Annotated in this window: 20 protein-coding genes and 1 riboswitch; of the genes, 11 read left to right on the top strand and 9 right to left on the bottom strand. The window is 60.6% G+C overall.

What is annotated here, in order from left to right; genetic code table 11:
• Positions 1-128 precede the first annotated feature (128 nt).
• The 3 genes from NN484_RS04685 to ahcY all read right to left on the bottom strand — a co-directional run bounded on the left by NN484_RS04685 (position 129) and on the right by ahcY (position 3,553).
• Positions 129-941: a substrate-binding periplasmic protein gene (locus tag NN484_RS04685; RefSeq protein ID WP_127647888.1), complete on the bottom strand. Its 813-nt coding sequence runs from the start codon at positions 939-941 to the stop codon at positions 129-131.
• 169 nt (positions 942-1,110) lie between these two features.
• Positions 1,111-1,956, bottom strand: a complete 846-nt coding sequence (gene metF, locus NN484_RS04680; RefSeq protein WP_127648135.1) for a methylenetetrahydrofolate reductase [NAD(P)H] — start codon at positions 1,954-1,956, stop codon at positions 1,111-1,113.
• Between the two features lie 187 nt (positions 1,957-2,143).
• Positions 2,144-3,553, bottom strand: a complete 1,410-nt coding sequence (gene ahcY, locus NN484_RS04675; protein ID WP_047297109.1) for an adenosylhomocysteinase — start codon at positions 3,551-3,553, stop codon at positions 2,144-2,146.
• Between the two features lie 23 nt (positions 3,554-3,576).
• Positions 3,577-3,675: riboswitch (S-adenosyl-L-homocysteine riboswitch) on the bottom strand.
• Positions 3,676-3,871: 196 nt separating this feature from the next.
• On the opposite strand from ahcY, the gene NN484_RS04670 reads away from it, so the two are divergent.
• Together NN484_RS04670 and NN484_RS04665 are read left to right on the top strand one after the other, a co-directional pair.
• The gene (locus NN484_RS04670) at positions 3,872-4,279 is read left to right on the top strand and encodes an acyl-CoA thioesterase (RefSeq protein ID WP_003229043.1); all 408 of its coding nucleotides are present in this window, start codon (positions 3,872-3,874) and stop codon (positions 4,277-4,279) included.
• Between the two features lie 117 nt (positions 4,280-4,396).
• Positions 4,397-5,302: a formate/nitrite transporter family protein gene (locus tag NN484_RS04665; RefSeq protein ID WP_127647887.1), complete on the top strand. Its 906-nt coding sequence runs from the start codon at positions 4,397-4,399 to the stop codon at positions 5,300-5,302.
• Here the strand turns inward: NN484_RS04665 and NN484_RS04660 are convergent, their stop codons facing one another.
• On the bottom strand, positions 5,303-6,568 hold the full coding sequence (locus NN484_RS04660) for a cation:proton antiporter (protein WP_274658656.1): 1,266 nt from the start codon (positions 6,566-6,568) through the stop codon (positions 5,303-5,305). It abuts the gene before it with no gap.
• A 156-nt stretch (positions 6,569-6,724) separates the two neighbouring features.
• Between NN484_RS04660 and NN484_RS04655 the strand changes: the two genes are divergently transcribed.
• Both NN484_RS04655 and NN484_RS04650 read left to right on the top strand, forming a co-directional pair.
• Entirely contained in the window at positions 6,725-7,558 is an 834-nt protein-coding gene (locus NN484_RS04655; protein WP_274658655.1) for an EamA family transporter, read from the top strand.
• Positions 7,559-7,597: 39 nt separating this feature from the next.
• Positions 7,598-7,981: an MAPEG family protein gene (locus tag NN484_RS04650; RefSeq protein WP_127647884.1), complete on the top strand. Its 384-nt coding sequence runs from the start codon at positions 7,598-7,600 to the stop codon at positions 7,979-7,981.
• Between the two features lie 97 nt (positions 7,982-8,078).
• On the opposite strand, the gene mltA is transcribed toward NN484_RS04650, so the two are convergent.
• Positions 8,079-9,251 (bottom strand): murein transglycosylase A, encoded by a 1,173-nt coding sequence (mltA, locus tag NN484_RS04645; protein WP_215500677.1) that lies wholly within the window; start codon positions 9,249-9,251, stop codon positions 8,079-8,081.
• A 128-nt stretch (positions 9,252-9,379) separates the two neighbouring features.
• Between mltA and NN484_RS04640 the strand changes: the two genes are divergently transcribed.
• Positions 9,380-9,829 (top strand): c-type cytochrome, encoded by a 450-nt coding sequence (locus tag NN484_RS04640; protein ID WP_215500678.1) that lies wholly within the window; start codon positions 9,380-9,382, stop codon positions 9,827-9,829.
• Positions 9,830-10,005: 176 nt separating this feature from the next.
• On the opposite strand, the gene NN484_RS04635 is transcribed toward NN484_RS04640, so the two are convergent.
• The 4 genes from NN484_RS04635 to NN484_RS04620 all read right to left on the bottom strand — a co-directional run bounded on the left by NN484_RS04635 (position 10,006) and on the right by NN484_RS04620 (position 14,623).
• Positions 10,006-10,401: a DUF1090 domain-containing protein gene (locus tag NN484_RS04635; protein WP_215500679.1), complete on the bottom strand. Its 396-nt coding sequence runs from the start codon at positions 10,399-10,401 to the stop codon at positions 10,006-10,008.
• A gap of 97 nt (positions 10,402-10,498) precedes the next feature.
• Positions 10,499-12,175: an NAD-dependent DNA ligase LigB gene (gene ligB / locus NN484_RS04630; protein WP_215500680.1), complete on the bottom strand. Its 1,677-nt coding sequence runs from the start codon at positions 12,173-12,175 to the stop codon at positions 10,499-10,501.
• A gap of 243 nt (positions 12,176-12,418) precedes the next feature.
• Complete coding sequence (metK, locus tag NN484_RS04625; RefSeq protein ID WP_095187071.1) at positions 12,419-13,609, bottom strand: methionine adenosyltransferase; 1,191 nt, start codon at positions 13,607-13,609, stop codon at positions 12,419-12,421.
• 18 nt (positions 13,610-13,627) lie between these two features.
• Entirely contained in the window at positions 13,628-14,623 is a 996-nt protein-coding gene (locus NN484_RS04620; RefSeq protein WP_215500681.1) for an ArsR/SmtB family transcription factor, read from the bottom strand.
• A gap of 257 nt (positions 14,624-14,880) precedes the next feature.
• Here NN484_RS04620 and tkt point away from each other — a divergent pair, with 257 nt between their 5' ends.
• The 6 genes from tkt (at position 14,881) to fba (ending at position 21,217) form a co-directional block, all read left to right on the top strand.
• Positions 14,881-16,878 carry a transketolase gene (tkt, locus tag NN484_RS04615; RefSeq protein ID WP_127647878.1) on the top strand — a complete coding sequence of 666 codons (1,998 nt, stop codon included), beginning with the start codon at positions 14,881-14,883 and terminating at the stop codon, positions 16,876-16,878.
• Positions 16,879-16,988: 110 nt separating this feature from the next.
• Positions 16,989-18,047: an erythrose-4-phosphate dehydrogenase gene (gene epd / locus NN484_RS04610; protein ID WP_127647877.1), complete on the top strand. Its 1,059-nt coding sequence runs from the start codon at positions 16,989-16,991 to the stop codon at positions 18,045-18,047.
• Between the two features lie 26 nt (positions 18,048-18,073).
• A complete protein-coding gene (locus NN484_RS04605) occupies positions 18,074-19,237 on the top strand; it encodes a phosphoglycerate kinase (RefSeq protein WP_007961877.1) in 1,164 nt (387 codons plus the stop codon).
• A 34-nt stretch (positions 19,238-19,271) separates the two neighbouring features.
• The gene (locus NN484_RS04600) at positions 19,272-19,493 is read left to right on the top strand and encodes a hypothetical protein (protein WP_274658654.1); all 222 of its coding nucleotides are present in this window, start codon (positions 19,272-19,274) and stop codon (positions 19,491-19,493) included.
• A gap of 57 nt (positions 19,494-19,550) precedes the next feature.
• Positions 19,551-19,883 carry an MliC family protein gene (locus tag NN484_RS04595; RefSeq protein ID WP_274658653.1) on the top strand — a complete coding sequence of 111 codons (333 nt, stop codon included), beginning with the start codon at positions 19,551-19,553 and terminating at the stop codon, positions 19,881-19,883.
• Positions 19,884-20,152: 269 nt separating this feature from the next.
• Positions 20,153-21,217, top strand: a complete 1,065-nt coding sequence (gene fba / locus NN484_RS04590) for a class II fructose-bisphosphate aldolase (protein WP_003229012.1) — start codon at positions 20,153-20,155, stop codon at positions 21,215-21,217.
• The last annotated feature ends 135 nt before the right edge of the window (positions 21,218-21,352 follow it).

Genomic DNA, 21,352 nt, shown 5'->3' with positions numbered 1-21,352 from the left:
GGTCTCGAAGGCACGTCAGGAGCGCTCGCGCGGGCTGAAAAGCTGCGCTGTAGCGGGTCTAGAGGCCTGTTACGGTTCCGGGCGTCCGGGCGTGAGCCTGGCGGGAACGCCGGAGTATAACAGAGCAATCAGTGCGCGCTGCTTTCCTGCTGCTCAACGGTTTTGCTGCGGGCCGAGACGTTACCCAGCGGCGCGACGTCGATCGGGGCTGCGCCGTAGCGTGCGCTGAGCTCGGCATAGGCCGGTTCGCGTTTGAAACGCTTGAGTTCGGCGCCGAAACGCTGCACCAGCAGATCCATCCCGGCATTGCGTCGAACCGCCAGATATTGGCTCTGACGACTAATGACGGCAGGGTTTTCGGTGATCTGATCGCGGATATTCAACTGATCGAGCAAATGCTGACCTACGCGGCGATCGGTGATCAGCAGGTCGATACGCCCGCGCAGCAGTTTGCCGAAGTTGGCCTCGTGGGTCGGTGCCGGTTCGCGGGTGAACAGCGTCGATTCGCTGAAGTCTGGGCTGTACAGATACCCCGGCGAGGTGCCGATGGTCAGGCCTTTGAGGTCTTCGAGCTTATGAAACGGATGGGGACGGTCGTTGGCGTAGAACATCACGAACTCGACCTCCGACAGCGGTTCGCTGGGGTAGAGCAGGGTGGCGTCGCGTTCGTCGCTGTGAAAGATGTCCAGTGCGCCGTCAGCCTGACCGGTCTCGAGCATCGACAGGCAGCGCTTCCACGGCAGAAACTGCCACTCGACCTCGATGCCCAGGCGCTGGAACACGATGGCGGTGGTTTCGTAGTCCAGCCCGAGGTTCTTGCCGCCCTCTTCGTAGACGTAAGGCGCCCACGGCTCGGTGACAATGCGCAACTTCTCGCCCCGAGCGGCAAAGCTCAGGCAAGCAAAAACCAGCAGCGTGAATAGTTGCGCGATCAAAGGCATGGCTTGAGATTACGACGAGAAGCGAGAAAGAGCCAGAAAGTGGCGGCACAAGCTCTAATTCGGGGGTTCAAAAGCAAAAAATCGCAGCTGCGACACCCCTGTAGGAGCTGCCGAAGGCTGCGATCTTTTGATGTTGCTTGTCGCTTTCAGCTTGAAGCTTGCAGCTGCTTCAACGCGGCAGCTTCAAATTATTCCAGATCGCCAGACTCGGTTCGGCCTGGTTCATGGAATAGAAGTGCAGCCCCGGTGCGCCACCCTGCAGCAGGCGTTCGCACATTTCGCTGACGACCTGCTCGCCAAAGCGCTGAATGCTTTGGCTGTCATCGCCGTAGGCTTCCAGTTGCTTGCGGATCCAGCGCGGGATTTCCGCACCGCAGGCATCGGAAAAACGCGCCAGCTTGCTGTAGTTGGTGATCGGCATGATTCCCGGCACGACCGGAATGTCCACGCCCAGCGCCTGCAAACGGTCGACGAAATAGAAGTAGCTGTCGGCGTTGAAGAAGTACTGGGTGATCGCGCTGTCGGCGCCGGCGCGGGCCTTGCGCACGAAGTTGGCGAGATCGTCTTCGTAGTTGCGCGCTTGCGGATGCATCTCCGGGTAGGCGGCGACTTCGATGTGGAAATGATCACCGGTTTCTTCACGAATGAATTCCACCAGTTCATTGGCGTGACGCAGCTCGCCGCTGGTCATGCCCATGCCGGACGGCAGGTCACCGCGCAGGGCAACGATGCGCTTGATACCGGCAGCCTTGTACTCGTTCAGCAGGCCGCGCAGGTCGTCCTTGCTGTCGCCGACGCACGACAGGTGCGGTGCGGCCGGTACTTTGACTTCGCTTTCCAGTTGCAGAACGGTGTTGAGGGTGCGATCACGGGTCGAACCACCAGCGCCATAGGTGCAGGAAAAGAAGTCGGGGTTGTAAGTGGCCAACTGACGGGCAGTGGCGAGCAGTTTTTCTTGCCCAGCATCGGTCTTGGTCGGGAAGAACTCGAAGCTGTAGCGACGGTCTTGGGACATGGTCATACCCTTGGAAACACGAAAGCCTACGGTATGTTTCATCTGTCGGAGCGTGCTTATGTGGCGAGGGAGCTTGCTCCCGCTGGAGCGCGCAGCGCTCCCAAAATCTTGGGGCCGCTTCGCAGCCCAGCGGGAGCAAGCTCCCTCGCCACAACAAGCCAGTCCGACAAATAAAGCAGCCGGTTACTTAGTAGCGGTAAGCGTGCGGCTTGAACGGGCCTTCGACGGTCACGCCGATGTAGTCAGCCTGTTGCTTGGTCAGTTGAGTGACCACGCCGCCGAAGCCGCGAACCATTTCCAGGGCCACTTCTTCGTCGAGTTTCTTCGGCAGTACTTCAACGGTCAGACGCTCGGCTTTCTGGGCTGGCGACAGGTCGGCGTACTTCTGGCCGAACAGGAAGATCTGCGCCAGCACCTGGTTGGCGAACGAACCGTCCATGATGCGGCTCGGGTGACCGGTGGCGTTGCCCAGGTTCACCAGACGGCCTTCGGCCAGCAGGATCAGGTAGTCGTCGTTCTGTGCGTCGAAAGCGCCCGGGCCGGTACGGTGGATCTTGTGTACCTGTGGCTTCACTTCTTCCCATGCCCAGTTCTTGCGCATGAAAGCGGTGTCGATTTCGTTGTCGAAGTGACCGATGTTGCAGACAACAGCACGCTTCTTCAGCGCTTTGAGCATGTTGGCGTCGCAAACGTTGACGTTACCGGTGGTGGTCACGATCAGGTCGATCTTGCCCAGCAGCGCTTTGTCGATGCTCGCTTCGGTGCCGTTGTTGATGCCGTCGATGAACGGCGAAACCAGTTCGAAACCGTCCATGCAGGCTTGCATGGCGCAGATCGGGTCAACTTCGGAGACTTTGACGATCATGCCTTCCTGACGCAGGGACTGAGCCGAGCCCTTGCCCACGTCACCGTAACCGATGACCAGCGCTTGCTTGCCGGACAGCAGGTGGTCGGTACCGCGCTTGATTGCATCGTTCAGGCTGTGACGGCAGCCGTACTTGTTGTCGTTCTTGGACTTGGTCACCGAGTCGTTGACGTTGATCGCAGGGATCTTCAGCTCGCCCTTGGCCAGCATGTCCAGCAGGCGGTGTACGCCGGTGGTGGTTTCTTCGGTCACGCCGTGAACGCGGTCCAGCACTTGTGGGTATTTCTTGTGCAGCAGCTCGGTCAGGTCGCCGCCGTCGTCGAGGATCATGTTGGCGTCCCATGGCTGGCCATCCTTGAGGATGGTCTGCTCCAGGCACCACTCGTACTCTTCTTCAGTTTCGCCTTTCCAGGCGAACACCGGGATGCCGGCAGCGGCGATGGACGCAGCGGCCTGATCCTGAGTCGAGAAGATGTTGCAGGACGACCAGCGTACTTCGGCACCCAGGGCAACCAGGGTTTCGATCAGCACGGCAGTCTGAATGGTCATGTGGATGCAGCCGAGGATTTTCGCGCCCTTGAGCGGCTGCTCGGAAGCGTACTTGCGGCGCAGACCCATCAGGGCAGGCATTTCCGATTCGGCGATGATGGTTTCGCGACGGCCCCAGGCAGCCAGGGACATGTCGGCAACTTTGTAATCGTTAAAATCGGCAGGCGTGATAACAGCGCTCATGAAGAGCCTCCATTCGTAATGTATGCGAATGGGCGCCGTTGTGCGTTTAGTGTCTGGCGTGAGCCAGTCAACGCCCCATCCGAGCCTGACAGGTTGAACCTGCTGCAGCGCCCCTCGGACAGGTGGCGGGAAAACGGTAGCAAGTGAACGTTACCGTTTTGAAACGGGGGCGATTATAGCCGTCTGGACTGATCTTCCAAAGGGTTTCTGTCGGCCAAATGAAGATCGCTAATAGCGACCATAGTAGAAGGCTCATGGAGCCTGACCGCTCGGTCTGCCAAGATGGCGTCATCTTTCGGCAAACGCTCAGGAGTGAACATGAATTTCCACACCCGCAAATGGGTAAAACCCGAAGACCTGAACCCCAACGGCACCCTGTTCGGCGGCAGCCTGCTGCGCTGGATCGACGAGGAAGCGGCGATTTACGCCATCGTCCAGCTGGGCAATCAGCGCGTGGTGACCAAATACATTTCCGAGATCAACTTCGTCAGCGCCTCGCGCCAGGGCGACATCATCGAACTGGGTATCACCGCTACCGAGTTCGGCCGCACCTCGATCACCCTGACCTGCGAAGTGCGCAACAAGATCACCCGCAAGAGCATCCTGACCGTCGAGAAGATGGTCTTCGTCAACCTCGGCGAAGACGGCCTGCCGGCACCGCACGGTCGGACCGAGATCAAGTACGTCAAAGACCAGTTCAAGGAGGATGAACTGGTCACCAAATGACGTCAGTGGTATGGCCATCGCTAGCAGGTTAGCTCCCACAGGGTTCACTCTGGATCCTATAGAACGTATGCCAAGTGGCGGGGGTCGTAGCTAAAAGCCCCCACCGGTTCCCACGCCATGACCACGCCAACAGACGGCAAGACCCCCGACCTCTCGACCGATGAACAACACGAAGTCGAGAAAAGCCAGCCGCCCCGCGCGGCGGTTCTGCATGAAATCATCCGTACCCAGGGCGATCAGGAACTGGAGCGCAGCATCGCCGCATTGTGGTGGTCGGCGCTCGCCGCCGGGCTGACCATGGGCCTGTCGCTGATGGGCATGGGCCTGCTCAATTCGCGCCTGCCCGAGGGCGATGAATTCAAGGTGATTGCCAGTTTTGGCTACTGCGCAGGTTTTCTCGCGGTGATCCTCGCCCGCCAGCAACTGTTCACGGAAAACACCCTGACCGCCGTCCTCCCGGTGATGACCAAACCGACTCTGGCGAATTTCGGCCGGCTGATCCGCTTGTGGGGCGTGGTGCTGTTCGGCAATTTGTGCGGCACGATTCTGGTGGCGTACGTGATGCTCGAATTGCCGATTTTCGACACCGAGACCGATCACGCCTTCCTCGAAATCGGCCGCAAGGTCATGGAGAACCACGCCAGTCAGATGTTCGCCAAGGGCATCGTCTCCGGCTGGATGATCGCCACTATGGTCTGGATGATTCCGTCCATGGAGAGCGCCAAGATGTGGATCATCATCCTCATCACGTACCTGATGGCGTTGGGTGACTTCACCCACATCGTGGTCGGTTCGGCGGAAGTCTCGTATCTGGTGTTTGCCGGCGAGCTGCCGTGGAGTGATTTCTGGATGGTGTTTGCCGGGCCCACGCTGGCGGGGAACATCATCGGCGGCAGTTTCATTTTCGCCCTGATCAGCCATGCGCAGATCCGCAGTGAGAGCGGTGCTCCAAAGGCGTCAGGCAAATCGAAAGGATCTGCGGATCAGGCCGAAAAGCCCGATCCGCAGCAGATCAAGAAATGATCAGTGGTGCGCAGGCTCTGGAGCTGTGGCCGGCTCGTCACGGGTGGCGTGCTTGACCAGTCTGCCGATGGTCAGCCCCTGCAACAGGATCGACGACAGCACCACGATGTAGGTGATGCTCAGCAGCAGATCGCGCTCCGGGCCCAACGGCAGGGCCAGCGCCAGCGCCACCGACACACCGCCGCGCAAACCGCCCCAGGTCAGGATGCGGATGGTGCCGCGCGGCACCGTGCGCCAGCGGCGCAGCAGGACGATGGCCGGAGCCACGGTGAGCAGGCGCGACAGCAGAATCGCCAGCGCCAGCAAGCTGGCCGCCGCTACGTGCGCCCAATTGAACGGCAGCAGCAACAGCTCCAAGCCGATCAGCGCGAACAACAGGGCGTTGAGCATGTCATCGAGCAGCTCCCAGAAGCCGTCGAGGTACTTGCGGGTCATGTCGTTCATCGCCAGGTTGCGCCCCAGGTTACCGATGATCAGACCGGCCACCACCATCGCAATCGGCGCCGAGACGTGCAGCTCGGTGGCCATCGCCGAACCGCCGATTACCAGCGCCAGGGTCAGCATTACGGTGATCTGATGCTGCTGAACGCTCTTGATCATCCGGTACACCAGATAACCGATCAGCCCGCCGAACAGCACGCCGCCTACGGCCTCGTGAACGAACAGCATGGCCGTGGCGCTGATCGTCGGCGTCTCACCCAATTGGGCGATGCCCAGCAACACGGTAAACACCACCACCGCAGTACCGTCGTTGAACAGCGACTCGCCGACGATGGTGGTTTTCAACGGTTTCGAAGCATTGGCCGTACGCAATACGCCGAGCACCGCGATCGGGTCGGTCGGCGAAATCAGCGCGCCGAACAGCAGGCAGTACAGAAAGCTCACGTGCCAGCCGAACAGGGCAAAAATGTAATAGGCGAGGCTGCCGATCACGGCGGTGGCGATCAGCACGCCGAAGGTCGCCAGCAGGCCGATGGGCCAGCGATAGCTGCGCAGGTCGTTCAGGTTGACGTGCAAAGCGCCGGCGAACAGCAGGAACGACAGCATCCAGTTCATCAGCAGATCGCCGAAGTCGATCTGGCCGATCAGTTGCTGCACGCGTTCTTCAAGGCCGGGGTAGCCGAGCACGCTCAGGCCCTGCAGCAACAGGGAAAACATCAGCGCGGTGACCATCACACCGATGGTCGGCGGCAGGCCGATGAAGCGGTAATTGACGAAGGTGAGGAGGGTGGTGAGGCAGATAAAAGCGGCTACGAGTTCAAGCATCCGGGCTCCTTTGGATGGGGGTGGAAAGACAGCGCCCCGATTCTTCGGCGCAAAGGTTGGATGGGCGGATCCGGGGCGGGGACACAATGATGTCCACTCGGTTGGTCGGCCGCAGACATTGGTGTAGGGTCAACAATAAAAACCAAGGAGTGGAACGTGCTGGCGACAGTTCTGGTGTTGGTGGCGGCGCTGTTGCATGCAGCGTGGAATACCCTGATCAAATTCAGCGCCGAACGGCTGCTGGTGGTGGCGTGCATGGACACGGTGGCGCTGTTGTTCGTGGCGCTGGCGTCGCCCTTCATCAGCTTGCCGCCGCTGGACATCTGGCCGTGGATTCTCGCTTCGGCGGCATTCGAGCTGCTGTATCGCTATCTGCTGATTCAGGCCTATCGGGTCGGCGACCTTGGGCTGGTCTATCCGCTGATGCGCGGCTTGTCGCCGCTGGTGGTGCTGGCGCTGACCCTGATCTTCGCGGGCGAGGTGCTCACGGCGCAGCAGATCTTCGGGATCATGCTGATTCCGCTGGGCATGGCCTGCCTGCTCTGGCAGGGCGGCGGCGGGAAGCATTTGCCGTGGTCGATGCTGCCGGTGGTGGCGCTGATCGGGCTGTGCATCGGTTGTTACACCTACATCGACGGCCAGGCGTTGCGGCGCTGGTCACATCCGCTGGATTACCTGGTCTGGGTCACGCTGCTCAGCGCCTGGCCGTTTCCGTTGCTGGCATGGGTGGCCAAACGCCCGGCGTTCCTGGTGTTCTGGCGCGAGCAATGGAAGCTGGGGCTGGCGGTCGGGTTCTGCGTGTTGTTCAGCTACGCTCTGGTGCTGTGGGCGATGCAGCTGGGATCGATTGCCGAGGCGGCGGCATTGCGTGAGATCAGCGTGATCCTGGTGGTGCTGTTCGGCATGCGTTACCTGAAAGAACCTTTCGGCAGACCGCGGCTCTTAGCCTGTGGGTTGGTGCTGATCGGCATGCTGGTGATGAAGTTCTGACCGCCCGCAATTTCCTATAACTCGAAGAAGGACGGCTTTATGACGGTAGCTCTGTGGTGCGTGTTGATCGCGATTTTCCTGCCCTATGTCTGCACAGTCGTGGCCAAGGCAGTGGGTGGTTTCCGACTGAGCGACAACCATGATCCCCGGGACTTTCTGGAAAGCCTGAACGGCGTGGCCCGCCGCGCGCATGCCGCGCAGTTGAACAGTTTCGAGGTGATGCCGGCGTTCGCTATCGCGGTGATTGTTGCTCACCTGGTGGGCACGGCAGAGCTGGTGACGGTGAATGTGCTGGCGGTGCTGTTTATCACCAGTCGCCTGCTGTACATCATCTGCTACCTGGCGGACTGGGCGATTCTGCGGTCGCTGGTGTGGTTTGTCGGGATGGGGTTGATTGCTTCGTTCTTCTTTGTGTCGGTATAGATAAAGCAAGATCAAAAGATCGCAGCCTTCGGCAGCTCCTACAGGGTTGATACATGTCCCCTGTAGGAGCTGCCGAAGGCTGCGATCTTTTTGCTTTTTAAGGTTTGTCAGCCACCTGCGGCACTTGCGGCAGCGCCGCTCCCTTGGGCCAGAGCATCCAGATCTGCCCCTGCTGTTTCATGTCCCCGGCCAGTTGTCCGGCCGCATCGCCAGTGCCCCAGAACAGATCCGCACGAACCTCGCCGGCAATCGCACCACCGGTGTCCTGCGCCGCAACCGGACGTACCAGTGCCGTGCCATCGGGGCGGGTGGTCGACAGCCACAGCAAGCTACCCAGCGGAATCACCTTGCGGTCCACCGCCGCGCTATAGCCAGCAGTCAGCGGTACGTTCAGCGAGCCACGCGGGCCTTCGTTGCTGTCGGGATTGCGGGTGAAAAACACATAGCTCGGGTTACTGCCCAGCAGTTCCGGAATGCGTGACGGGTTGGCCTTGGCCCAGTTGCTGATCGCGCTCATGGTCACGTCTTCTTTCTTCAGCTCGCCCTGTTCCACCAGCCAGCGACCGATCGGTCGGTACGGGTGGCCGTTCTGGTCGGCGTAGGCGATGCGCAATTGTTTGCCGTCTGCCGTCTGAATCCGCCCGGAGCCCTGGATCTGCAGGAACTGCAGGTTCATCGGATCGGTCAGGTACGCCACCACAGGCGCTTTTACGCCTTTGGATTCGATGGTCGCCGCGTCGTCGTAAGGCTTGAGCACCCGACCTTCGAGGCGGCCACGCAGGCGCTTGCCCTTGAGCTCCGGGTAAATGCTGTCCAGCGACACGATGATCATGTCTTCAGGAACGCCGTACACCGGCACGTTGGCCGCGTCGGTGGGCGTCAGGCTGCCGGGATAGACCGGTTCGTAGTAACCGGTGATCAGACCGTTCGGATTGTCGTGCTCGGCGCGCAGGCCGAACACATCGAGATTCTGCTTGAGGAATGCACGGATCTCGTTGGCGCTCTGCGGCACGTTGGCTGCCGCGGCGCAGGTGCCGCCCCAGATCGGGTCAGCCTTGAGCCGGGTGCAGGCGCTGCGCCACGAGCCGAAACCGGCGACCAGATCGCTGTCGGACACGGCTGGCAAGGCTTCCCAGTTGGCGCTGGAATACGTGGCCAAGGCGTGGGTTTTCGGTTTGGCAGTGTCGCCGCCGGTGCAGCCGGCAAGGATTGCCAGCAGTGGCAGAGTTGCGATCAGTGGGTGACGCCAGGCCTTGAAACGGCTGTTCATGGAGTGATTCCTGTGCCGGTTGCCTGAGTGCTCCATGCGCTCCGGCAACCCGTAATTTTAATAGGGCTATTGGTGTTTGTCGGTGGCGCGAGGATACTGGCCGCCGAATTCCGTGACCTGAAGCCACCATGACTCTTAAAAGAATTTCTGTTGTATTGCTGGCCTGTCTGACCTTGTCCGCCTGTGGCGGTGTCGACCCGAATTCCCCGCTGGGTCAACGCAAGGCGATCTTCAAGCAGATGCTCAAGACCGGCGAAGACCTGGGCGGTATGTTGCGTGGACGCATTCCGTTCGACGGGCCGAAATTCGCCGACGGTGCGGTGAAGCTCGATGCGTTGTCCCATGAGCCATGGAAGCATTTTCCGCAGGTGCGCGAAGAAGATCACACCAGTGCCAAAGATGATGTCTGGCTGCGCCAGGCGCGCTTTCAGGAACTGGCCCGCAACCTTGAGGCGGCCACCGGTGAACTGGTGATCACCAGCAAGGTTCAGCCGTACAAGGCCAGTAACCTGGGGCCGGCGGTGCAGAAGGTTGAAGATGCCTGCAGCGCTTGCCATAAAGAATTTCGGGATCATTGATTGTCTGAGGCTACCGGGCAACTGAGCAACTGTGGCGAGGGAGCTTGCTTCCGCTGGGTTGCGCAGCAGCCCTGAAACCCTTCAGCCGAGTTGTATCTGCAAGAACCGACCGGCCGGAGTTGCAACGGCTGCGCCGTCGAGCGGGAGTAAGCTCCCTCGCCACAAGGTTCTGCTGATTACTTGTCGATTTCGTCCAGCGCGTCCTGCAACTCTTTGCGCGACTCGGCCAGTTTGTCTTTGCGTTTGTTGATCTTCTCCGGATCGCCTTTTTTCATCGCCTTGTCGAGATCGGCCTGACGCTTGCTGACTTCGTGCTTGGCATCCAGCACCTTGTTCTCGCGTTCTTTCTTCAGGCCGGCGTCGGTGCAGTTTTTCGTCACTTCATCCAGTGCCGTTTGCAGACCGGCTTGTTGATCGGCGTTGCCGCGGGACCTGGCCTGTTCGATCTGGTTGATGATGCCCTGCTTCTTGGCGGCGCAACCGGTCAGGCCCGGGGCGTCTTCGTCGGCCATCACGGGGGCGGCCATGACGGCGCAAAGTGTCAGCAGGGCGAGCGGTGAAAGAAGTTTCATAAAAGCTCCAGTGCAAAGGCAATCGGGTCAGTCGGGCGCTGCGCAGTTGGAGCGCCTCGGTGGCCGTTGGGTTCCCCGGCGTACCGGGATTGCATGTTCAGAAACCGTCGATTCCGGCGGCGTGTAATTGTTCGCTGAGGGCCAGCACCTGCGGATCGCGAAAGAATGCACTCAATTGCGCCGCGCGTCCGGGGCCGATTCCGGCTTCAGCCTGCCATTGTTCGGTATTTCGTTGTGCCAGCGACTGCCATGAATCAGCCAATTGGGCGGCACCGGTCGGCGGCAGGCCCAACGCTTTGAGCCACTGCGTGAACGGTCTTTGGCGGGCGCTGTGAAAACTGTGTATCAGGCGCGCACTGCTGCGTTCGCCGAAGCCGGCAATGTTAGCAAGCTCTGGCTCATCGAGGGTCAACCAATCCAGCAGGTTGTTCAGGCGGCCTGTTTCCAGAAGTTTCTCCCAAGTGCCTTTGCCCACATGGGGCATCGCCAGCCCTTGTTTGCCGCTGAGCCAGGTCAGGCGCGCGAGAAACTGGCTTTCGCAGCCGGGTGTCGGTTGCCAGCAACTCAAGGCGTGGAAATCACTGGCGTCGGGGATGTCGATGGCGGCCCGCTCGGTCGTACGCAGTACTACGCTGTCGAGCCGTGGAATCGTCAGCCCGGCCAGGCTGATTGCCACCTGGTCACCGGGACGGATGTCCTGCGTCTGCCAGCGCTTGAGCGAACCGGCGCTGACCCGTTTGATCTCCCGGTCATCGAGCATGACCGGCGTCAGCTCCAGCACCGGTGTGATGCGGCCGGTGCGGCCGACCTTGAAATTCACTTTGCGCACCTCGGCCAGCGCCCGGGCAAACGGGTATTTCCAGGCCACCGCCCAGTAGGGCGCGCTCGCCTGCCAGCGCTCGGCCGGTGGGCGCTGGCTTTGGCGCAGGACAATGCCGTCGCTGGCGAATGGCAGCGGTGATCGATACCAGTGCTCACGCCACTTTTGTGCGTCCTCAAGGTTGGCGATGGCCTGACTGAACGGTGCTGTCGTGGCGAAACCCAATGTCGCCAGCGTCGCTATTCTTTCGGGCAGACTCGCCGGCCCCCGTGGCCAATCCCAGACGAACAGACCGATCCCGGCCGCCTGCTCGGCGCTCAGGGTTTTCCGGCTCATCAGTCCGGCAACCGTGGCGCGGGCATTGACGCTGCCGGCGCGGGCCTGCACATGTTGAGTCAGACGCCAGTAGAGTTCGCCCTGCACCAGCAGATCAAGGGGCTGCGTCAGTTGTTGAGGAATGGCGGCGATCTTTTGCGCTGACGCCGTCCAGTCCTGGCCGCTGATACCGTCACCGCGACTGATCGCTTGCTGCAACAGGCCACGACGGTAGATCAGCGTCACCGCCACGCCATCGACCTTGGGTTGGACCCAGACGTCCCGGCGGTCCTGGAGCCAGGCTTGAACCGCCGCTGCCTCATGAAGTTTATCCAGACCTGTGTGTGCAACTGGATGCGCGATGGGGCCCGATGCGCTGCGCAAAGGTTGGGGCGCTGCTGGCTGCTGGAAACACTGTCGCCACTCGTTGAGCCGCAAGCGGGCTTGATCATAGAGGTCGTCGGCAATCAGCGAGCGGCCTTCGCGGTGATAGGCGTCGTCCCATTGGTCGATCTGTTTTTGCAGGGCGGTGATTTCGTTTTGCGCGGTGGCGGCAGGCCAGTCGGGGCAGGCGGCGTAAGCGATCAGGTGGATGAAACTCAGCAGAACAACTGAAAACAGGCGCAGCGTGGCAAGCATGATGAGCGTCCTTGCTCAGGGGGAATGCTTGAAGGCTAGGTGAGGATGGCGGGTCAGGTAGCCTTGGTGTTTTGCGGGGTGTTGCGCAGCGTTAAAGTCAAAAGATCGCAGCCTTCGGCAGCTCCTACAGAATGCATTCCCATGCAGGATCTGCCGAAGGCTGCGATCCTTTGATCTTTGCAAACATGAAAAAGCCCCGCACGGCGCGAACCGTGCGGGGCTTTTTTGTACCGCCAGGGCGTCTTACAGACCAGCAGCGGAACGCAGAGCGTCGGCGCGGTCGGTTTTTTCCCAGGTGAAGGTGGTGAAGGTGTCTTCGCCAACAGTCTTGGTCTGCGGAGCACGACCGAAGTGGCCGTAGGCTGCAGTTTCCTGGTACATCGGGTGCAGCAGATCCAGCATGGTGGTGATTGCGTACGGACGCAGGTCGAACACTTCACGCACCAGTTTGATGATCTTGTCATCGCTGATCTTGCCAGTGCCGAAGGTGTTCAGCGAGATCGAGGTCGGCTGAGCGACACCGATCGCGTAGGACACCTGGATCTCGCAACGCTCGGCCAGGCCGGCGGCGACGATGTTCTTGGCAACATAGCGGCCAGCGTAGGCAGCCGAACGGTCAACCTTCGATGGATCTTTGCCGGAGAACGCGCCGCCGCCGTGACGGGCCATGCCGCCGTAGCTGTCGACGATGATCTTGCGACCGGTCAGACCGCAGTCACCTACCGGGCCGCCAATGATGAACTGGCCGGTCGGGTTGATGTGGAACTGGGTGTCCTTGCTCAGCAGTTCGGCAGGCAGTACGTGCTTGACGATCAGCTCCATCACGCCTTCGCGCAGGTCTTTGTACGACACTTCAGGGTTGTGCTGGGTCGACAGAACAACAGCGTCGATACCGACAACCTTGCCGCCTTCGTAGCGGCAAGTCACTTGCGACTTGGCATCCGGGCGCAGCCAAGGCAGCAGACCCGATTTACGGGCTTCGGCCTGGCGCTGCACCAGCTGGTGCGAGAAGGTAATTGGCGCTGGCATCAAAACGTCGGTTTCGTTGCTGGCGTAGCCGAACATCAGGCCCTGGTCGCCGGCGCCCTGATCTTCAGGCTTGGCACGGTCAACACCCTGGTTGATGTCAGGGGACTGCTTGCCGATGATGTTCATCACACCGCAAGTTGCGCCGTCGAAGCCGACATCGGAGCTGTTGTAGCCGATGTCAAGAATGACGTTACGCACGATTTCTTCCAGATCGACCCAGGCCGACGTGGTCACTTCACCGGCAATGATTGCAACGCCGGTCTTTACCAGAGTCTCGCACGCCACACGGGCGAACTTGTCTTCAGCAATAATGGCGTCCAGCACCGCATCGGAAATCTGGTCGGCGATTTTGTCCGGATGTCCTTCAGACACGGACTCGGAGGTGAAGAGGGAGTATTCGCTCATCTCGATGTTTTCCTGAATTTACCGATGGTGAGTGTCGCCAGCCGGTCGCTGAAAGTGGCGAACCTGGATCTGGAAACCATTACGTAAGCCTACATAGAGGCTGTCCCCGGGAACGAGTCCCGCAGCGGTGGCCCAACGGGCCAAATCGTCCTGTTCAAACCCCAACCACAGATCACCGCAGGCCTCCCTGGCCCAACTCTGGTTGTGGCTACATAACTCTGTCACGAGCAGGCTACCGCCCGGTTGCAGCAGGCCGGCCATGTGCTTGAGCGCTTCGGCCGGTGCGGCGAAATGGTGCAACACCATGTTCAGTACCACGCAGTCGGCCTGAAGGCTGGTGCCATTCAATGCATCGGCCAATTGCAGGCTGACGTTAGCCAGCTGTTCACGTTCACATACCTGCCGCGCCAGTTCGAGCATCGCCGGGCTGTTGTCCAGCGCGGTTACGGTGCCGAAGCGGCGGGCCAGTTCCGGCAGAAAAGCACCATCGCCGGGGCCGACTTCAATGGCCGTGGCAGCACCATTGAAGTTCAGTTTATCGAGCAGGGCCAGCACGCTGTCACGGTACTGCGGCAGGCCTGCGATCAAGTCTTGCTGGGCGCGAAATTTCTCTGCAACCCGGGCGAAAAAGTCCTGGCTGGCCGCCTCACGTTGTCCGTGTACCTGGGCGATGCGGGTCTGCACGTCGTCCGGCAGCGCCAGATTGTCGACTTCTTCTAACAGTGCCGCGTGCAACTTGCCACCCAGCAATTCGGTGTGGGGCAGGGCGCGGCGATAGAAAATCGCGTTGCCTTCGCGCCGAGTCGCCACCAGATCGGCCTGGGCCAGCACCTTGAGGTGGTGGCTCATGCCGGACTGACCGATGCCAAAAATCTGCGCCAGTTCCAGTACACCGAACGAATCGTTGGCCAGCGCGCGCAATACATTCAGGCGCAGCGGGTCGCCACCGGCCTTGCACAGGGCCGCCAGCTCGTCGCAGTCGTCATGGCGAATGGAAGGCACGCGTAAGTTCATGGGGCAGCAGTCTAGTGACGGTAGGAAATCGCTGCAAGGGCAATATCAAAAAGTTTTGATATTGCTCGATAGATGGCACTTCTCACCGGCTGGTTAACTCTACAAACCAACAGCGGAAAGGTTTCACCAATAGAATCCACTGTTAACCATGGGAAAAACGCCTCCGTATGACTATCTGTCATTGCCCCGAGGCGCTCCGGTGAGGGAAAATGCCCTCCTTTTTTCCGTTTCAATTATTCACACCCAGGAGATCAGCGATGCCTAGCCGTCGTGAGCGTGCCAACGCCATTCGTGCCCTCAGCATGGATGCCGTGCAAAAAGCCAACAGCGGCCATCCCGGTGCCCCTATGGGTATGGCAGATATCGCCGAAGTGCTTTGGCGCGACTACCTCAAGCACAACCCGAGCAATCCATCGTTCGCCGACCGTGACCGCTTCGTGCTGTCCAACGGCCATGGCTCGATGTTGATCTACTCGCTGTTGCACCTGACCGGTTACGACCTGTCGATCGAAGACCTCAAGCAGTTCCGTCAACTGCACAGCCGCACCCCGGGTCACCCGGAATTCGGCTATACCCCAGGCGTCGAGACCACCACCGGCCCACTGGGTCAGGGTCTGGCCAACGCCGTGGGTTTCGCGCTGGCAGAAAAAGTCATGGGCGCGCAGTTCAACCGTCCTGGCCACAACATCGTCGACCACCACACCTACGTGTTCCTGGGTGATGGCTGCATGATGGAAGGTATTTCCCACGAAGTCGCTTCCCTGGCCGGTACCCTGGGCCTGGGCAAGCTGATCGCCTTCTACGATGACAACGGCATCTCCATCGATGGCGAAGTCGAAGGCTGGTTCACCGACGACACGCCGAAGCGTTTCGAAGCCTACAACTGGCAGGTGATTCGCAACGTCGACGGTCATGATCCGGAAGAGATCAAGACCGCCATCGAAACCGCGCGCAAGAGCCCGCTGCCGACCCTGATCTGCTGCAAGACCACCATCGGTTTCGGTTCGCCGAACAAGCAGGGCAAAGAAGACTGCCACGGTGCCCCGCTGGGTGACGCGGAAATCGCCCTGACCCGTCAGGCGCTGAACTGGAACTACGGTCCGTTCGAAATCCCGGCCGACATTTATGCCGAGTGGGACGCCAAGGAAAAAGGTCGCGCGGCCGAAGCCGAGTGGGATCAGCGTTTCGCTGCCTACTCCGCCGCGTTCCCGACCGAAGCCAACGAGCTGATCCGTCGTCTGAGCGGCGAGCTGCCGGCTGACTTCGCGGAAAAAGCCTCGGCCTACATCGCTGAAGTGGCGGCCAAGGGCGAAACCATCGCCAGCCGTAAAGCCAGCCAGAACACCCTGAACGCGTTCGGCCCGCTGCTGCCGGAACTGCTCGGCGGTTCGGCTGACCTGGCCGGTTCCAACCTGACCCTGTGGAAAGGTTGCAAAGGCGTCAACGCTGAAGACGCCAGCGGCAACTACATGTACTACGGTGTGCGCGAATTCGGCATGACCGCGATCATGAACGGCGTCACCCTGCACGGCGGCCTGGTGCCTTACGGCGCGACCTTCCTGATGTTCATGGAATACGCTCGCAACGCGGTGCGCATGTCCGCACTGATGAAGCAGCGCGTGATCCACGTCTACACCCACGACTCCATCGGTCTGGGTGAAGACGGCCCGACGCACCAGCCAATCGAGCAACTGACCAGCCTGCGTACCACGCCGAACCTCGACACCTGGCGTCCAGCCGATGCCGTTGAATCGGCGGTGGCCTGGAAAAACGCGCTGGAGCGTAAAGACGGCCCGTCGGCGCTGATCTTCTCGCGTCAGAACCTGCAGCACCAAGAGCGTGACGCTGCCCAGATCGCCGATATCAGCCGCGGTGGCTACGTGTTGAAGGACTGCGCAGGCGAGCCTGAGCTGATCCTGATCGCGACCGGTTCGGAAGTCGGTCTGGCCGTTCAGGCCTACGACAAACTGACCGAACAAGGCCGCAAGGTGCGCGTGGTTTCCATGCCTTGCACCAGCGTGTTCGATGCCCAGGACGCTGGCTACAAGCAATCGGTTCTGCCGTTGCAGGTCAGCGCGCGTATCGCGATCGAAGCGGCCCACGCCGACTTCTGGTTCAAGTACGTGGGTCTGGAAGGTCGCGTGATCGGCATGACCACTTACGGCGAATCGGCTCCGGCGTCGGCACTGTTCGAAGAATTCGGCTTCACCCTGGAAAACATCCTGGGTCAGGCTGAAGAGCTGCTGGAAGACTAAGCAGTACGAATGCGGTGGCCCCGGCTACCGCGTTCCCCTGTAGGAGCTGCCGAAGGCTCGGGCCGCTCCTACATGGGGTTGTGTTGTTAGCGAATACTATCGAGAACCCCATGCCTCAACCGCGTCCCTACAAAGTTGCACTCAACGGCTACGGCCGGATTGGTCGTTGCGTCTTGCGTGCGTTGTTCGAGCGTGGCGAGAAGGCCGGGTTTGAAATTGTCGCGATCAACGATCTGGCGGACATGGCCAGCATCGAATACCTGACACGCTTTGACTCCACCCATGGCCGCTTTCCCGGCGAAGTGCGGGTCGAGGGCGATTGTCTGCATATTAATGGCGACTGCGTGAAGGTCCTGCGCAGTGCCACCCCCGAAGGCATCGATTGGGCGTCGCTGGGCGTCGATCTGGTGCTCGAATGCTCCGGTGCCTATAACACCCGTGAAGACGGCCAGCGTTTCCTCGACGCCGGCGCACCACGCGTGCTGTTTTCACAGCCGATGGCCAGCGAGGCGGATGTCGACGCCACCATCGTCTACGGCGTCAATCAGGATTGCCTGACCGGCGATGAGCTGCTGGTGTCCAACGCCTCCTGCACCACCAACTGCGGCGTGCCGCTGTTACGCCTGCTGGACAAGGCAATCGGCCTGGATTACGTGTCGATCACCACGATTCACTCGGCGATGAACGATCAACCGGTGATCGACGCCTATCACCACGAAGACCTGCGCCGCACCCGTTCGGCGTTCCAGTCGGTGATCCCGGTGTCCACTGGTCTGGCGCGAGGCATCGAGCGCCTGCTGCCGGAACTTGCCGGGCGAATTCAGGCCAAAGCCGTACGCGTGCCGACGGTCAACGTGTCCTGCCTCGACATCACGATGCAGACCGCCACGGCGACCGACGCCAACGAGGTCAACCGGATCCTGCGCGAGGCCGCCACCAATGGCCCGCTCAAAGGCTTGCTGGCTTACACCGAGTTGCCGCACGCCAGCTGTGATTTCAACCATGACCCACATTCGGCCATCGTCGATGCCAGTCAGACCCGTGTATCCGGTCCCAAGCTGGTGAACATCCTGGCCTGGTTCGACAACGAATGGGGTTTTGCCAACCGAATGCTGGACGTTGCAGAACACTATCTGCATACAGCGATTTCAAAAAAACCTGCTCTCTAAGAACAGTTACTCAGGAAGTGCGACCCATGACCGTGTTGAAGATGTCCGACCTCGATCTGCAAGGTAAGCGCGTATTGATCCGCGAAGACCTCAACGTCCCAGTCAAGGACGGTGTTGTCACCAGCGATGCGCGTATCCTGGCTTCGCTGCCGACCATCAAGCTGGCCTTGGAAAAAGGTGCGGCGGTGATGGTCTGCTCGCACCTGGGCCGTCCGACCGAAGGCGAGTTCTCCGCCGAGAACAGCCTCAAGCCGGTCGCTGACTACCTGAGCAAGGCCCTGGGCCGTGAAGTGCCGCTGGTGGCCGATTACCTGGGCGGCGTTGACGTCAAGGCTGGCGACATCGTGCTGTTCGAAAACGTGCGCTTCAACAAGGGCGAGAAAAAGAACGCCGACGAACTGGCCCAGCAATACGCTGCCCTGTGCGACGTGTTCGTGATGGACGCTTTCGGCACCGCTCACCGCGCCGAAGGTTCGACCCACGGCGTGGCCAAGTTCGCCAAAGTCGCCGCTGCAGGCCCGCTGCTGGCCGCTGAACTGGACGCACTGGGCAAGGCGCTGGGTGCGCCGGCCAAGCCGATGGCGGCCATCGTTGCCGGCTCCAAGGTCTCGACCAAACTCGACGTACTCAACAGCCTGAGCCAGATCTGCGATCAACTGATCGTCGGCGGCGGCATCGCCAACACCTTCCTGGCGGCTGCCGGTCACCCGGTCGGCAAGTCGCTGTACGAGCCAGACCTGCTGGATACTGCGCGCGCCATCGCCGCCAAAGTCAGCGTGCCGCTGCCGGTTGACGTCGTGGTAGCCAAGGAATTCGCCGAAAGCGCCGAAGCGACCGTCAAGTTGATCGCTGACGTCGCAGCGGACGACATGATCCTGGACATCGGCCCACAAACCGCTGCCAACTTCGCCGAACTGCTGAAATCGTCGAAAACCATTCTGTGGAACGGTCCGGTCGGCGTGTTCGAATTCGACCAGTTCGGCAACGGCACCAAAGTGCTGGCCCAGGCCATCGCTGACAGCGCCGCGTTCTCCATCGCCGGCGGTGGCGACACCCTGGCGGCCATCGATAAATATGGCGTGGCCGAGCAAATCTCCTACATTTCCACCGGTGGTGGCGCGTTCCTCGAATTCGTCGAAGGCAAGGTACTGCCAGCCGTTGAAGTCCTGGAAAGCCGGGCCAAGGCCTGAGGCCGCCCGTTTGGCCAGGCAAAGGAGTGTTCACATGGTCAAGTCGTTAGCGCTGTTGTTGCTGATCGGTACGCTGGCGGCCTGCGGGAGTAACCCGAAGGCCGAGGCGACGCCTGCGCCGGATGCGGCGCAGAAAGGCTGCTACCAGGCCGACTGGCAGGCCGAAACCAACCCGGTGCTGAACAAGCGCTCGGGGCCGGACGGTCTGGACAAATACGAGACGCAAACCCCGGCCAAGGAACATGGTTGTCCTTGACCGGTCTGACTCTTTAACTCAAGGCTGGCGGCGTTGGCTGTCAGTCGAGGAACACGGATGAAAGGCTTGATCGCCATTGCGGCATTGGCATTGTTGGGCGGTTGCGCGCAGATGAACCTGTTTCAGTCGTCCGCCCCTGCGGACAGCTGGACGACATGGACCTGCGACAGCCAGGCCAAAGTGCTGTGGCGCTACACCGATGCCGGCCAGAAGGAAGTCGATGTTCGACTCGGCGGCGGTGATCAGGTCTATCGCCTGAAAGAAGAGCCGGGCGCTTCGGGCACGCTGTACAGCGACGGCATGCTGGCGTTTCACGTCAAGGGTGAGGAAGGCCTGGTGTACTGGGTCGCCACCAATGATTTGATCGGCCGCGGCTGCAAGGCGCAGTAACTGACACACCCAAAGCTCTGATGTGGGTTTTTTGTGGTGAGGGGGCTTGCCCCCGTTGGAGTGCGAAGCGCTCCCAAAGCTTTTTTACGACTGCTGCGCAGCCGAACGGGGGCAAGCCCCCTCGCCACAGAGTTTCAGTGACAAACAGAATCTGCTTTATCGAATCACCAGACCGGGCCTCGACCCCCGATCTGCAATCACTTGAATAGCCGCCGCCGCTCCGGCAGGCTGGCACGATTAACGACCCTCAACCGGGAGAGACACACACAATGGCACTTATCAGCATGCGCCAGATGTTGGACCACGCAGCCGAGTTCGGCTACGGCGTTCCAGCCTTCAACGTCAACAACCTTGAGCAGATGCGCGCCATCATGGAAGCCGCTGACAAGACTGACTCCCCGGTGATCGTCCAGGCTTCGGCCGGCGCCCGTAAATACGCTGGTGCGCCGTTCCTGCGTCACCTGATCCTGGCCGCGATCGAAGAATTCCCGCACATCCCGGTGTGCATGCACCAGGACCACGGCACCAGCCCTGACGTCTGCCAGCGCTCCATCCAACTGGGCTTCAGCTCGGTGATGATGGACGGTTCCCTGGGCGAAGACGGCAAAACCCCGACCGATTACGAATACAACGTCCGTGTGACTCAGCAGACCGTCGCCATGGCTCACGCCTGCGGCGTTTCGGTTGAAGGCGAGCTGGGCTGCCTGGGTTCGCTGGAAACCGGCATGGCCGGTGAAGAAGACGGCATCGGCGCTGAAGGCGTTCTGGATCACAGCCAGATGCTGACCGACCCGGAAGAAGCCGCAGACTTCGTCAAGAAGACACAAGTTGATGCCCTGGCCATCGCCATCGGCACCAGCCACGGCGCCTACAAATTCACCAAGCCACCTACCGGCGACGTGCTGGCGATCGACCGCATCAAGGAAATCCACAAGCGCATCCCGAACACTCACTTGGTGATGCACGGTTCCTCGTCCGTGCCACAAGAGTGGCTGGCGATCATCAACCAGTACGGCGGCGACATCAAAGAAACCTACGGCGTACCGGTTGAAGAAATCGTCGAAGGCATCAAGTACGGCGTGCGCAAGGTCAACATCGACACCGACCTGCGCCTGGCATCCACCGGTGCGATGCGTCGCCTGATGGCCACCAACCCGAGCGAATTCGACCCACGTAAATTCTTCGGCGCCACCGTGACCGCGATGCGTGACGTGTGTATCGCTCGTTATGAAGCGTTCGGCACTGCCGGTAATGCTTCGAAGATCAAACCGATCTCGTTGGAAGCGATGTTCCAGCGTTATCTGAAGGGTGAGTTGAACGCCAAGGTTAACTAAGCCTGAGCGTTAACCGCTGATTCAAGAAACCCGCCGAGAGGCGGGTTTTTTGTGGGTGGCTTAAACCCGATCACTGGAAATCAGTGATGCGAATCAAGTTGCCGAGGGCCCGCCAGGCGCACAAGCCGGCGGATT

The organism is Pseudomonas serboccidentalis, assembly GCF_028830055.1.
Taxonomy (GTDB): domain Bacteria; phylum Pseudomonadota; class Gammaproteobacteria; order Pseudomonadales; family Pseudomonadaceae; genus Aquipseudomonas; species Aquipseudomonas serboccidentalis.
Note: the sequence above shows the minus strand (reverse complement) of the source record. Positions and strands in the feature narration are given on the sequence as shown.

Coding starts and splice junctions, on each gene's coding strand:
- NN484_RS04670 (WP_003229043.1), top strand. CDS start 3,872: ATGAATTTCCACACCCGCAAATGGGTAAAACCCGAAGACCTGAACCCC.
- NN484_RS04665 (WP_127647887.1), top strand. CDS start 4,397: ATGACCACGCCAACAGACGGCAAGACCCCCGACCTCTCGACCGATGAA.
- metF (WP_127648135.1), bottom strand. CDS start 1,956: ATGTCCCAAGACCGTCGCTACAGCTTCGAGTTCTTCCCGACCAAGACC.
- epd (WP_127647877.1), top strand. CDS start 16,989: ATGCCTCAACCGCGTCCCTACAAAGTTGCACTCAACGGCTACGGCCGG.
- NN484_RS04595 (WP_274658653.1), top strand. CDS start 19,551: ATGAAAGGCTTGATCGCCATTGCGGCATTGGCATTGTTGGGCGGTTGC.
- NN484_RS04620 (WP_215500681.1), bottom strand. CDS start 14,623: ATGAACTTACGCGTGCCTTCCATTCGCCATGACGACTGCGACGAGCTG.
- mltA (WP_215500677.1), bottom strand. CDS start 9,251: ATGAACAGCCGTTTCAAGGCCTGGCGTCACCCACTGATCGCAACTCTG.
- NN484_RS04635 (WP_215500679.1), bottom strand. CDS start 10,401: ATGAAACTTCTTTCACCGCTCGCCCTGCTGACACTTTGCGCCGTCATG.
- NN484_RS04600 (WP_274658654.1), top strand. CDS start 19,272: ATGGTCAAGTCGTTAGCGCTGTTGTTGCTGATCGGTACGCTGGCGGCC.
- NN484_RS04640 (WP_215500678.1), top strand. CDS start 9,380: ATGACTCTTAAAAGAATTTCTGTTGTATTGCTGGCCTGTCTGACCTTG.
- metK (WP_095187071.1), bottom strand. CDS start 13,609: ATGAGCGAATACTCCCTCTTCACCTCCGAGTCCGTGTCTGAAGGACAT.
- NN484_RS04685 (WP_127647888.1), bottom strand. CDS start 941: ATGCCTTTGATCGCGCAACTATTCACGCTGCTGGTTTTTGCTTGCCTG.
- ligB (WP_215500680.1), bottom strand. CDS start 12,175: ATGCTTGCCACGCTGCGCCTGTTTTCAGTTGTTCTGCTGAGTTTCATC.
- tkt (WP_127647878.1), top strand. CDS start 14,881: ATGCCTAGCCGTCGTGAGCGTGCCAACGCCATTCGTGCCCTCAGCATG.
- fba (WP_003229012.1), top strand. CDS start 20,153: ATGGCACTTATCAGCATGCGCCAGATGTTGGACCACGCAGCCGAGTTC.
- NN484_RS04605 (WP_007961877.1), top strand. CDS start 18,074: ATGACCGTGTTGAAGATGTCCGACCTCGATCTGCAAGGTAAGCGCGTA.
- NN484_RS04660 (WP_274658656.1), bottom strand. CDS start 6,568: ATGCTTGAACTCGTAGCCGCTTTTATCTGCCTCACCACCCTCCTCACC.
- NN484_RS04650 (WP_127647884.1), top strand. CDS start 7,598: ATGACGGTAGCTCTGTGGTGCGTGTTGATCGCGATTTTCCTGCCCTAT.
- ahcY (WP_047297109.1), bottom strand. CDS start 3,553: ATGAGCGCTGTTATCACGCCTGCCGATTTTAACGATTACAAAGTTGCC.